Source organism: Chryseobacterium sp. MMS23-Vi53, assembly GCF_047651245.1.
Classification (GTDB): Bacteria; Bacteroidota; Bacteroidia; order Flavobacteriales; family Weeksellaceae; genus Chryseobacterium.
Genome location: NZ_CP180265.1, coordinates 1,592,296 through 1,604,976, shown reverse-complemented (window position 1 = coordinate 1,604,976; position 12,681 = coordinate 1,592,296). Strand labels below are relative to the sequence as shown.

Here is a 12,681-nt window from a genome sequence, read left to right as displayed (position 1 = left end):
ATATAAAGAATGGGCATTTGCTCATTCTTTTTTGTATCAATGAATATGGAAAAAAAGTCTTTCACTTTTGATGAAATTAAACTGAAACTGGTAAATTACTGCGTTTATCAGGATCGTTGTCATTATGAAGTGGAACAGAAAATGAAGGAGTTTTTGTTAATAGATGAAGCGAAAGAAGAGATTATGCTTTATCTTTTAAAGGAAAATTATCTGAATGAAGAAAGATTTACAAGAAGTTACATCAGAGGAAAGTTTTATATTAAACATTGGGGAAAGACGAAAATTAAGATCAATTTAAAACAAAAGCAGATTTCAGAAAAATTAATCAGCAAATGTTTTGATGAGATTGATGAGGATGATTATGAAAAAACGATCCGAAAGTTATATGAAGATTACTATTCAAAACAAAAAGGACTAAAAGAATATCAAAGAAAAATGAAGACCACAAAATATTTAATGAGCCGAGGTTTTGAATATGAGAAAATAAATGATATTTTTGACTAAATATATTTTTTCAATATTAGAAAGTTGATTTAAAAACTTTAATATGAAATGTATATTGATTGAAACTATATTAATTAAAATAAAATATTGTCAGTAAAAACATATTTCCACTAAAATCAAATAAAAAAAGATTTGAAAGGATTCTTTTTATTGGTACAATTTTTGGAATTGGTTTGAGCCTTTAGCTTAAAAATAAGTTTGGAAGAGATTATGGTAAAACTCATATAAATTTATTTTTAAATTTAAAGGATGGATGAAATTTTATTTTAATTTTGCATGAATGCCTCAAGATTATTTTTTTTAAGATAGTCGGGTTTTATACCTTATTATATATGAACACAAATAATGACAATGTACGAATCTCTTAGGAAGAAAATTTTTAGAGGAGATAATGTTGTCAATCTCTCAGATGTAAGATATCTTCCCAGATGGATAATACTTGTAATAGATATTATTATTCTGGTTATATCCTTATTTCTTTCAACGTATATCATCGAAAAGATCAGTCAAAAAGAATTCATCTATCATGAAGAAAAGGGCGTGATCTTTCTTTCTATTATTATCACGAATGTAGTATTCATGTATGTTTTCAAAACATTTGCGGGAATTATAAGACATTCAACTTTTATCGATCTATTTAAATTACTGATTTCTTGTTTCTGCACAATGTTAGCTGTAGGAACAATTAATCTCCTATATTTTTGGTTTACAGGGAGTAAGTTTATAATGACTCCTTATCTGATTCTTTATTTTATTATATCTTTCATGGGATTATTTCTTTTCAGATTGTATGTGAAGGAATTTTTCCATATTGTAAGAGAGTACAGAAGAAGTTCTTTAAAAAGAAGAATCTTGGTTTTGGGAATTGATGAACAGTCTATTGCCATTGCAAGAGCTATTCTTGATAATCCGGGACTACCTTATCAGGTCGTAGGTTTTCTAACACAAAGAACCGACTCAAAAAGAGCATCATTACTTGGAAAACCAATTTTTGCTAAAGAGAAGATCGAGAAAAATTCAAAAGAAGAACTTCTTATCGACGGTGTAATTATCATTAAAGAAATGATGTCTAAAGATGAAATGAACTCTTGGGTAAATTTATTTTTAGAAAAAGACCTTAATATTTTCAAGGCTCCGTCAGTACAAAAACTTAGAGATAGCGACTTGGGGGGATCAATCAGAAACCTTCAAATTGAGGATCTTCTGAACCGTAAGCCAATTAAAATTCAAAATGAAGAGCTTAAAAGCAGACACTTTAATAAAGCAATTCTTGTAACAGGCGGCGCAGGATCTATTGGAAGCGAAATTGTGAGACAAGTTGCGCAATTTAACCCGTCTTTAATCGTTGTATTAGATCAGGCAGAGACTCCGTTATACGATATAGAACTTGAAATGAAGGAAAAGTTTCCTCATATCAGATTTAAATTTGTTTTGGCAGATGTTTCCAATAAGCATAGAATTGAGCCATTATTCCAAGCATACAATTTTGCCATGGTGTATCATGCTGCGGCCTACAAGCATGTTCCGTTGGTAGAAGAAAATCCGCATGAAGGTATTTTGGTGAATGTTTTGGGATCTAAAATTGTTTCAACACTATCAAGCAAATATAATGTAAACAGGTTTGTAATGGTTTCCACAGATAAAGCGGTGAATCCTACAAACGTAATGGGAGCTTCAAAAAGAGCGGCAGAATTGTTTGTTCAATCCTTACAAAATGTTGAAGGAAATACCACAAAATTTATTACAACAAGATTCGGAAACGTTTTAGGATCAAATGGTTCAGTAATTCCTCATTTTAAGAAACAGATTGAAGCGGGTGGTCCGGTTACCATTACCCATCCGGAAATTGTAAGATATTTCATGACGATTCCTGAAGCCTGCGAACTGGTTTTACAAGCCGGAACTATGGGACAGGGAGGGGAAATCTTCGTATTTGATATGGGTGAACCCGTAAAAATTCTTGATTTGGCTACACGAATGATCAAATTATCCGGATTTGAACCTAATATTGATATTAAGATTATCTACACAGGTTTAAGACCTGGAGAAAAACTATATGAAGAGCTTTTAAGCGATGATGCCAAAACTCTTCCTACACATAATGAAAAGATTATGATTTCAAAAGATCCGAGTATGGATTTTCCTGAAATAGAATCATTGGTAAATTTAATTACAAAGGCATCCTTAAGAAGAGATAAGGTAGAGGTTGTAAAATTATTAAAGACAATAGTGCCGGAGTTTAGAAGCAATAATTCTATTTATGAGGTACTGGATAAATAGAAAAATATAAATGTATATTTGTACAATTTTAAAATATGATGAAAGGTAAAACACTGTTTGTAATATCAGCATTTGTATTGTTTTCATGTAAAACGAATCCAAAAGCACATAATGATTTAAACTATATGCAAAATATAGAACAGGTTGCTATAGAGGCATCTGCTAAAAATTCTAATAATACAATACAGGTTGGAGACCAATTGGTTATCCTTGTTACAGCAAAAGATATGGATGTTGTAAAACCATTCAATCAAAATTATTCTTCATCAGAAATTGTACAGACAAACGCTTTAGCAGGAGGAAATACTCCTAATCAAGGAATGGTGAGTGTGTCTGGTCCTACTTATATTGTTGATAGTAAAGGTGATGTTGATTTTCCTATTTTGGGGAAAATCAATACAACTGATAAAACACTAGTAGAATTTAAGAATGAAGTAAGAGACAGAATGACAAAGTTCGTTATCAATCCTACTGTAAGTGTAAGATTAGTGAATTTTAAAGTTACAGTACTAGGAGAAGTAAACAGACAAGGAGATTATACTATTGCCAACGGACAAGCTACAATTATGAACGCTTTAGGTCTTGCAGGTGATTTAACAATGTATGGAAAAAGAGATAATGTACTGGTAATAAGAACTGAAAACGGACAGGTAACTCACGGAAAAATAAACCTGCAGGATGCTAATTTTATAAATTCTCCATACTACAATTTAAGACAAGGTGATGCAATTATTGTTTCAGCTAACAATACCAAAGATCTTACCGCAAAACAAAATCCGAATACAGCTCTTTATCTTACCGGAATTTCTATCGCCGTTACCGCAGTTGCTGTAGTAATAAGTTTATTTAAGAAATAAAATATTAATGAGTAATAAAAATTACCCAAAGAAAGAAGATTTAAATTTAAGTGAAATACTAAAACCATATCTGAAAAATTGGTACTGGTTTATTATTTCAGTTGTATTGGCAGTATTCATAGCTTATATAAAATTAAAATTTGTTGTACCGGTTTATAATATACAGTCAACGGTTTTGATTAAAGATTCAAAAAACTCAACTTCTTCAAGTGATACGGACGTTTTAAAAGATTTATCAGGATTCGGAGGAATGAAAACTAATAGTGTAGACAACGAAATCCAGATTTTTAAATCAAAAAAACTCATGCGAAATGTTGTCGTGCAACAAAATCTACAAGCAGATATTTATGGAGAAACAAAATTTCAGACTGTTGAGCTATACAAAAAGACATCTCCAATCGAGATTAAAGTAATCAATGAAAAGCCAGACACAGGATTTTCAGTAAAGTTTTTAGATATTTCCATAAATGGAAATCAAATTACACTTTCATCAGAAGAATTAAAGAATCCGATTATTTCGGATTTTGGCAGAACAATTAGTCTACCTTATGCCAATATAATCATTCTGAGAAATAAGGATTTTGATCAAAAACTTGTGAAAAGTATTGATACCAATAAATTAAAACTTACATTATCATCTACAGAGGCAAAAACAAATATGCTTCAGGGAATGCTAAATGTAGGATTGGTAAACAGAGATGTTACCGTCGTTGAGCTTACAATAAATTATCCACAGATTCAAAAAGCAAAGGATATATTAAATCAACTTGTCGCCGCTTATAATAATGATGCTATCATTGATAAATCTTCGGAATCCAGAAAAACATTAGATTTTATAGACGACAGAGTAAAAAAACTTGCTGTAGAACTTGGTGATGTTGAAAATCAGAAGGAAGATTTCAAATCAAGAAACCAATTAACTGATCTTGAAACAGAAGCTAAAATAAGCCTTGAAAGTTCTGCTGCAGCAAGGCAAAAACAATTAGAATTGGATGCTCAGCTTGAACTTACCAATGCAATTTTAAATTATGTAAATAAGCAGGGCCAATATCAGGTTTTACCTACAAATGTGGGGCTTACTAATACTGAAGCTGTTTCCAATATTGATACTTACAACCAATTGGTTATTCAAAGAAAGAGACTGCTCGAGTCGGCAACTTCTGAGAACCCAGTTGTTGTGGATATTACCAGACAGCTAGATCAGATGCGTAATGCAGTAATGCAAAGTCTCCAAAGAAGCAAAGTTGGTTTCGAACTTGCTAGAGGAGAATATATTGGCGAACAAAATAAGGTTTCGGGTAAAATTTCTAAGCTTCCGTCTATTGAGAAAATTTTCAGGGGTATAGAAAGACAGCAACAAATTAAGGAAAACTTATATTTATTATTACTTAAGAAGAGGGAGGAAACTGCTATTGCAGAATCTATAACAGCGCCAAAGGCAAGAGTAATCGATGAAGCGTATGCTTCACAATCTCCAATTGCTCCTAAAAAAATGCTGGCATTGCTTGCTGCGGGTATTGTTGGTATGCTTGTCCCTTTTGCTTTTATTTATTTGAGGCAATTATTTAATAATAAAATTAAAACAAGGCACGATCTGGAAAAACTTTCTTCAACCTCGGTTATCGGAGAAATCCCAAGTCTTACAAAAGGAGAAGGAGATATTGTTCGTGTAAATGATATTACACCATTAGCTGAAGCATTTAGAATTCTTATTACAAATATGAATTTCATGCTTGGCAAAAAAGATAAGGGTAAGGTAGTATATGTTACTTCCACAGTTCAGGGTGAAGGAAAAACATTTGTTTCTGTAAATCTTGTACTCACGCTTGCCAACCCTAATAGAAAAGCTATTATTATTGGTGCGGATATTAGAAATCCACAGTTACAACGATACAATACTGCTAGAAAAGGTTTGGAAGGATTGACAGAATATCTTTATTCAGATCATACTAAGTTAGAAGAGATTGTCCACGTAACTTCATTTAATCCGAATTGTGATGTGATATATTCCGGAACCATTCCACCAAATCCTACGGATCTTCTTACTAATGGAAGATTTGAGATCTTACTTAATGAATTAAAATCTAAATATGATTATATTATTGTAGATACAGCACCGTTGATGTTGGTAACAGATACTTTCCTGATTTCAGCTTTGGCAGATGCTACTTTATATGTAACAAGATCAAGATTTACAGAAAAAAATCTTATTGATTTTGCTAATTCAAATATCGAAAGCGATAAGATTAAGAATGTAGGTTTTGTTCTTAATGACATTAATAAAGATAATTTTGGCTATGGAAATAAATATGGTTATGGATATACAGCTAAAGAAAAGAACTGGCTTGAAAGATTGAAAGAAAAACTATAATAAAAAAAACATGATTGTTGATTTTAACATATTAGAAGGAAAAAAAATATTAGTCACCGGAGGAGCTGGTTTTATTGGATCTAATCTGATCGAAAAACTTTTAAACTTAAAAGCTGAGGTTGTCTGCCTGGATAACTTTGCAACAGGTAAAAGAGAAAATATAGAACCATTTTTAGCAAATCCCAATTTCAAATTAATAGAAGGGGATATTCGTAATATAGAAATATGCAAAAAAGCATGCGAAGACCAGGAGTTTGTTTTACATCAGGCTGCTTTAGGATCTGTACCAAGATCTATCAATGATCCTATAACAAGTAATGAAGTAAATGTTGGAGGGTTTTTGAATATGTTGGTTGCAGCAAAGGATATGGGCGTGAAAAGAATGGTATACGCGGCATCATCTTCTACATATGGAGATTCTGCTGCTTTACCAAAAATTGAAGCTAATATAGGAAAACCTCTTTCACCATACGCTATCACAAAATATGTAAATGAGCTTTATGCGGACGTTTTTAAAAAAACATATGATTTTAATACAATTGGCTTAAGATATTTTAATGTTTTTGGAAAAAGACAGGATCCGAATGGACCTTACGCCGCTGTCATCCCAAAATTTGTTCAGATGTTAATTAAGCATCAGTCTCCTGTAATTAATGGAGGAGGAGAATATTCCCGAGACTTCACATATATTGATAATGTTGTGCAGATGAATATTTTGGCTATTACAACAGATAATGAAGCGGCTTTAAATGAAGTTTATAATGTTGCCTGTGGTGACAGAACGACTTTGAATGATCTTCTTGATTATCTTAAAGAATATTTATCTGAATATGATGGAAATATAAGAAACATTCAGGCGGAATATGGACCTTACAGAAAAGGTGATGTTGCCCATTCATTAGCATCAATAGAAAAAGCGGAAAAACTATTAGGATATAAACCAGAATATACAGTAAAAGGAGGGCTTGAAAAAGCCGTAAACTGGTATTGGGAAAATTTAAAATAACATGATGAATTACAAAATTTCAATTATAGGTCTCGGATATGTAGGTTTACCGTTGGCAAGACTTTTTGCTACAAAATTTCCTGTTGTCGGATTTGATATCAATAATCAGCGAGTTGAAGAGCTGAAGAAAGGAATAGATACAACATTGGAAGTAGAAGACGATGTATTACAATCTGTTCTTACCAATAATAATCCATCCTATGGAGATAAAGGATTATTTTGTTCATGCATTTTAGAGGATATTAGAGATTCCAATATTTATATAATCACAGTTCCTACGCCAGTTGATAAAAACAACAGACCAGATCTTACACCGCTTATAAAAGCAAGTGAAACTGTTGGAAAGGTAATCAAAAAAGGGGATGTTGTCATTTACGAATCTACGGTTTATCCTGGTGCTACAGAAGAAGACTGTATACCTGTAATTGAAAAAATTTCAGGTCTAAAATATAATGTGGATTTTTATGCAGGATATTCTCCTGAAAGAATTAATCCAGGAGATAAGGAGCATACAGTTGAAAAGATTCTAAAGGTAACTTCCGGATCGACTCCTGAAGTAGGGCAAATTGTGGATGATCTGTATAAGGCTGTAATTATTGCCGGAACACATTTAGCTCCGACGATAAAAGTGGCAGAAGCAGCAAAAGTTATCGAAAACTCTCAAAGAGACATTAATATTGCTTTCGTGAATGAATTAGCTAAAATCTTTAACCTAATGGATATCAATACTCATGATGTGCTTCAGGCCGCTGGTACAAAGTGGAACTTTTTGCCATTTAAGCCAGGATTAGTAGGAGGACACTGTATTGGCGTAGATCCTTATTATTTGGCTCAAAAGGCACAGCAATATGGCTACCATCCTGAAATAATTTTAGCAGGTAGAAGATTGAATGATTCTATGGGAAAATATATTGCTGAGCAGGTGGTAAAAGCTATGATCAAAAAAAATATTAACGTCAATGGAGCTGAAATTCTTATGCTGGGAATTACTTTTAAAGAAAATTGCCCTGATGTAAGAAATACAAAGATTGTAAATGTCATAGAAGCTTTGGAAGATTTTGGTGTGACGGTAAAAACATATGATCCTTGGGCAAATCCTGAAGAGGTAAAACATGAATACGGAATTGAGAGCCTCGATAAATTACCAAAACAAAAATTTGATTGCGTAATTCTTGGGGTGGCACATAAAGATTTCCTGAATATTGATATGGATATTCTTAAAAAAGATAATGCTGTTGTATACGATGTAAAAGGTTTGCTGGGCAAATGTGACGCTAGATTATAATATGCTTAAAAGGATAAAATCTTCCCTGTTTTTTAAGAATTTTTCAATTTATTTTATTGGATTATTAATAAGTGGTTTAATTAGTTTTGTTACAATTCCGATTATAACTCAAAAATATACGGTGGCTGTATACGGAAAGTTTTCACTTATTCAAAATGTAATTTTGATATTGATCTCCTTTGGTGGTGGGTGGATTAACCAGTGTGTTATAAGGTTTAATGATAATAGTACAGGCTTTAAAATAAATATCTATCAAATATTTTTTACTGTTTTTATTCCATTATCATTAATATCATTATTTATTATACTTTTTTTAAATAACAATATCTTTATTGCTGTCTTAAGTATATCAACGTTTATTTTAGGAGGTTTATCAGCATTGGGAATAGTATTTTATCAGTCAAATTTCAAAGCAGGACAAACACTGGCACTGAATTTAATAAGGGCAAGTATTTTTGCCGGAACCCTATTGTTTTTTGTTTTATTTCGGGATAAAATCGATAATATATTCATTCTTATCGTTTGTTTTTTTTTGAGTTTTGCGATATCTATTTTGCCTTTGCTGAAGAAAGAATTTAAAATAATAAATCAGTCATTTTTTACTTTAATAAGGAGATTTGATAAGAGATATATTTCCAATCTATACATTGAAAATAAAAGATATTTCGATTATGGCTGGCCATTGGCATTATGGTTTACGATATCTACTATCTTGAATGTAGGAGACAGATATGTGATCAATATGTTTGAAACATCTTATAAAGTGGGAGTTTATTCTTCGATTTATGATATTTTGTCAAAAAGTATTACAATGATTTGTTCCCCAATACTTATTGCAGGATTTCCAATGATGTCTCGAAAATTTAACGAGGGTAGACAAAATGAAGCCTTAAAGCTTATATGTTACTTACTTATTGTAGAAATTACTTTATTAGTTTTTACTATATTTTTTGTTGGTATTTTTAAAGAATTTTTTTTAAATATATTGGGAGTCGAAAAAAGTGCGGAAAATTTCAGACTTTTAATACCGTTGGTCTTTAGTGTATTTTTATGGCAGTTTGCAATGCTTGCACATAAACCTTTAGAACTATATGAAGATACTAAATTTATGCTTTTTGCGGTAATTGTATCTGTAGTTTGTAACTTTGGATTAAACATGTTTTTTATTCCAAAATTCGGAATCGTATTTGCTGCATATAGCTCTATGCTTGCGTCGGTATTATATCTTTTGCTAGTTACAGCAAAGGGATTTATACTTTTTAAAAAAAATAAGATTAGTAGTTGAGACGAGATTAAATGGAGAAATTTATTAATGTACTGCTTATAATTTTGGGTGTTTTGGTAATGATATTTCCCAATGCATTCCTTAATCCTACAATTGTTGTAATGATTGTAAGTACATTGGCTATTATCGTACGCGGTAAAATACATTATAACTATAAAATTCTTTTATTCTGGGGAGTTTTATCTACAATTTTCACTTGCTATATGCTCGGAAATACAAAATATTCAAGTTTCTTTCCTGAGCTGTTTTTCAAATACTGTGCTTCTCCTTTCTGTTGGATTGTGATCGGAACATATCTCAGATCCACCTTTAATTATGAGAAGGTTATTAAATTATTTGCTACAATTTCGTTTTTTTCCATCGGAAGTGTAATCGTGTTATACATACTTATGTCTTTTGGATATATTTCCATAGTAAAACTATTTATTGCAAATCCTAATATTGATACTAATAAATTAGGATTTACACTGCACGTATATGGAACTTTGATCTTTTTTGCAATTAATTTCAAAACTATTACACAGCTTTTTCCAAAGTTTTTAGTTGTTGTATATGTACTACTTTTTATAGTTACAATTTTTCTTTCAGGAAGAACTGCATTGATCTTTACCTTTGTATTGGGAATATTGTATTATTTCATTTTTAATTTTTTTAATATTAAAAAGAGCGTAGCAATATCAATGATATTAATGGTTTTTCTGTTTATAGGATTATTGTACAACTATAAAGCAATTGAAGATTATTTTTCAATCGATTTGTCCCGATATATTGAAACCAACCTGAATAAAGTAAAAGAGTCAGGTGGAGAAGAAAGAAGCCAACAGACTAAGCAGATCATCGATGCTATTATAGAATATCCTTATGGAACAGGTTTCGAAGAGGTATTTATTATCAGAGATTATACAAAGAGATTTAACTACGAAGTTTTGATTCTGGCCACGATTATGAGATTCGGAATTTTTACTTTTATCATCATCTTATCATCTCTTATAAGCATAGTAGGATGGAACATCAGGAATATATTTAAAGATAAATCAGAAAATTTCTGGTTGTTGGGGCTAATATCTATTTTGCTGAGTTCCTTTACTAATCCTTATCTGGAGTCTATTGCTTTTCAATGGATGTTCTTTCTGCCTATTGTTTTCCTTGCCAAAAATAATGTTAAAATTTCTTTCCGATGAGAGTTCTGTTCCTAACAAAATATTCAGAAAAAGGGGCAAGTTCTAGATACAGATTTTATAATTATAAAAAATATTTAGAAGAAAATAATATTACACCTTCTTATAAGCCACTGTTCGGAGATTCTTACCTAAAGTATCTTTATAAAGGTAATACCATAATAAAGAATTTATTGGCAATATATTTTGTGATTAAAAGAATTTTTTTTCTGGCATTTAATATAAAAAGATATGATCATGTAGTAATAGAAGCAGAATTGTTTCCTCATTTTGATTATAAGTTTGATTATTTCTTTCTAAAAAAGATAAAATCTTTCAGTTTAGATTTTGATGATAATATTTCAGCTAATTATCAGAATACATCAAGAAAAGATAAAATTCCTCAACTTATTAAGATGGCTAATTTTGTAACAGTTGGAAATCATTGGTATTTTTCAGAATTTAAAGGAAATCTTATTTATCTCCCTACTGTTATAGATTTAGATCAGTATTCTCAACATAATGTTCAGGAAAAAGATGAGATGCCTTCCGTTGTTTGGATAGGCTCTCCGTCGACACAAAAATATTTACTTCTTATTGAAAAATCTTTGGTCAATATATCGGATAAGTTTAATTTTAAACTTAAAATAATTGGAGGAAATATTTCTTTGGATCGCAAGATAAATGTAGAATACATCCAATGGGATAGTAAGACTGAGAACTTGAACCTTGCAAAAAGTGATATCGGAATCATGCCTTTGGAAAAAACATTTTGGGAAAATGGAAAGTGTGGTTTTAAACTAATTCAATATATGGCGAGTGGAATAGCAGTAATTGCTTCAGATTTGCAAGCAAATAAAGAAATCGTTGAAAATAATGTTTCCGGATTTATTGTAAGTAGTCTTCCACAATGGGAAAAAAAGATTTATGAATTATTGCAGAATAAAGAGCTGCGATACTCAATGGGAGTTGCTGGTAGAAAAACTGTTGAAGAAAGATATTCTTATCAGGTCTGGGGAAAAAAGTATGCTGATATAATTAAAAATAATAAATGATGAGCCAAAATATTTCAGTTGATATACTTCTACCAACATATAACGGAGAATCTTATCTTAAGGAACAGATTGAAAGTATACTTAATCAGTCTTATAATAATTTAAGGCTTATTATAAGAGATGATGGAAGTAAAGACCGTACAATAGAAATCATAAACGATTTCCTGAAAAAAGATTCAAGAGTCATATATCTTGAAAATAAAGAAGGAAATTTAGGTTTGGTGAAATCTATTGAAAAAATGATGATGTTCTCTGATGCAGAGATTATTTTCTTTTCCGACCAGGATGATGTCTGGATAGAAAATAAAATAGACATTTTTTTGCAAAAATATAAAAATCAGGATATTCCAGTTCTTATTCATTCGAATTGCAATGTAACGGATGAGGCATTAAACGTTCGTGGACTTTTCTTTTCGGATGCTCCTAAAAAGCAGGGATTACAAAATTCTTTTTTTAATTATTTTGTACAAGGAGCGTCTGCAATGATAAATAAAAAATTAAAAGAATCATTGTTACCATTTTCAGAGGAAGTCTATATTCACGACAGATATTTTCATTTAATGGCTGAAATTTTAGGGAAGAGGATTTATATAGACGAACCGACCATGCTTTATAGGCAGCACGGAAAAAATTTAATTGGAAGCCAAACTATATTTGAAAAAATTAAAAATAATTTAAATCTTAAAAGATTTTATATAAATCAGGATAAAGTGCTATTTTATAAATTAGCTGTAAAATTTCCAGATAATAAAATTCTAAAACTTTATAAGGATCTTACATCGGATAAGGTTTCAAGATTTAAAAAAATCAACTTGATATCAAAAAATAACATAAATCTAAGGTGGAAAGAAAAGATACTATTACTAATTAAAAACTAAATG

10 protein-coding genes are annotated in these 12,681 nt (G+C 30.9%); all 10 read left to right on the top strand.

The features are described 5' to 3' along the window. The first annotated feature begins 39 nt into the window (after window positions 1-39). Window positions 40-504 carry a regulatory protein RecX gene (locus ACKX2A_RS07095; protein ID WP_415329424.1) on the top strand — a complete coding sequence of 155 codons (465 nt, stop codon included), beginning with the start codon at window positions 40-42 and terminating at the stop codon, window positions 502-504. Between the two features lie 345 nt (window positions 505-849). Continuing rightward, entirely contained in the window at window positions 850-2,784 is a 1,935-nt protein-coding gene (locus tag ACKX2A_RS07090) for a polysaccharide biosynthesis protein (RefSeq protein ID WP_415328665.1), read from the top strand. A 35-nt stretch (window positions 2,785-2,819) separates the two neighbouring features. After that, the gene (locus tag ACKX2A_RS07085; RefSeq protein ID WP_415328663.1) at window positions 2,820-3,641 is read left to right on the top strand and encodes a polysaccharide biosynthesis/export family protein; all 822 of its coding nucleotides are present in this window, start codon (window positions 2,820-2,822) and stop codon (window positions 3,639-3,641) included. A gap of 7 nt (window positions 3,642-3,648) precedes the next feature. Further along, window positions 3,649-6,012: a GumC family protein gene (locus tag ACKX2A_RS07080; protein ID WP_415328661.1), complete on the top strand. Its 2,364-nt coding sequence runs from the start codon at window positions 3,649-3,651 to the stop codon at window positions 6,010-6,012. A gap of 10 nt (window positions 6,013-6,022) precedes the next feature. Further along, entirely contained in the window at window positions 6,023-7,018 is a 996-nt protein-coding gene (locus ACKX2A_RS07075) for an SDR family oxidoreductase (RefSeq protein ID WP_415328660.1), read from the top strand. Window positions 7,019-7,022: 4 nt separating this feature from the next. After that, a complete protein-coding gene (locus ACKX2A_RS07070; RefSeq protein ID WP_415329422.1) occupies window positions 7,023-8,303 on the top strand; it encodes a nucleotide sugar dehydrogenase in 1,281 nt (426 codons plus the stop codon). Between the two features lies 1 nt (window position 8,304). Next, entirely contained in the window at window positions 8,305-9,588 is a 1,284-nt protein-coding gene (locus ACKX2A_RS07065) for a lipopolysaccharide biosynthesis protein (RefSeq protein WP_415328659.1), read from the top strand. An 11-nt stretch (window positions 9,589-9,599) separates the two neighbouring features. Continuing rightward, window positions 9,600-10,769, top strand: a complete 1,170-nt coding sequence (locus tag ACKX2A_RS07060; RefSeq protein WP_415328658.1) for an O-antigen polymerase — start codon at window positions 9,600-9,602, stop codon at window positions 10,767-10,769. Beyond that, on the top strand, window positions 10,766-11,800 hold the full coding sequence (locus tag ACKX2A_RS07055; protein ID WP_415328656.1) for a glycosyltransferase family 4 protein: 1,035 nt from the start codon (window positions 10,766-10,768) through the stop codon (window positions 11,798-11,800). Before ACKX2A_RS07060 ends, ACKX2A_RS07055 begins: the two co-directional genes overlap by 4 nt. Next, window positions 11,797-12,678, top strand: coding sequence for a glycosyltransferase family 2 protein (locus tag ACKX2A_RS07050; RefSeq protein WP_415328654.1), 882 nt, complete (start codon window positions 11,797-11,799; stop codon window positions 12,676-12,678). Before ACKX2A_RS07055 ends, ACKX2A_RS07050 begins: the two co-directional genes overlap by 4 nt. Window positions 12,679-12,681 lie beyond the last annotated feature (3 nt).

Coding starts and splice junctions, on each gene's coding strand:
- ACKX2A_RS07095 (WP_415329424.1), top strand. CDS start 40: ATGAATATGGAAAAAAAGTCTTTCACTTTTGATGAAATTAAACTGAAA.
- ACKX2A_RS07090 (WP_415328665.1), top strand. CDS start 850: ATGACAATGTACGAATCTCTTAGGAAGAAAATTTTTAGAGGAGATAAT.
- ACKX2A_RS07085 (WP_415328663.1), top strand. CDS start 2,820: ATGATGAAAGGTAAAACACTGTTTGTAATATCAGCATTTGTATTGTTT.
- ACKX2A_RS07080 (WP_415328661.1), top strand. CDS start 3,649: ATGAGTAATAAAAATTACCCAAAGAAAGAAGATTTAAATTTAAGTGAA.
- ACKX2A_RS07075 (WP_415328660.1), top strand. CDS start 6,023: ATGATTGTTGATTTTAACATATTAGAAGGAAAAAAAATATTAGTCACC.
- ACKX2A_RS07070 (WP_415329422.1), top strand. CDS start 7,023: ATGAATTACAAAATTTCAATTATAGGTCTCGGATATGTAGGTTTACCG.
- ACKX2A_RS07065 (WP_415328659.1), top strand. CDS start 8,305: ATGCTTAAAAGGATAAAATCTTCCCTGTTTTTTAAGAATTTTTCAATT.
- ACKX2A_RS07060 (WP_415328658.1), top strand. CDS start 9,600: ATGGAGAAATTTATTAATGTACTGCTTATAATTTTGGGTGTTTTGGTA.
- ACKX2A_RS07055 (WP_415328656.1), top strand. CDS start 10,766: ATGAGAGTTCTGTTCCTAACAAAATATTCAGAAAAAGGGGCAAGTTCT.
- ACKX2A_RS07050 (WP_415328654.1), top strand. CDS start 11,797: ATGATGAGCCAAAATATTTCAGTTGATATACTTCTACCAACATATAAC.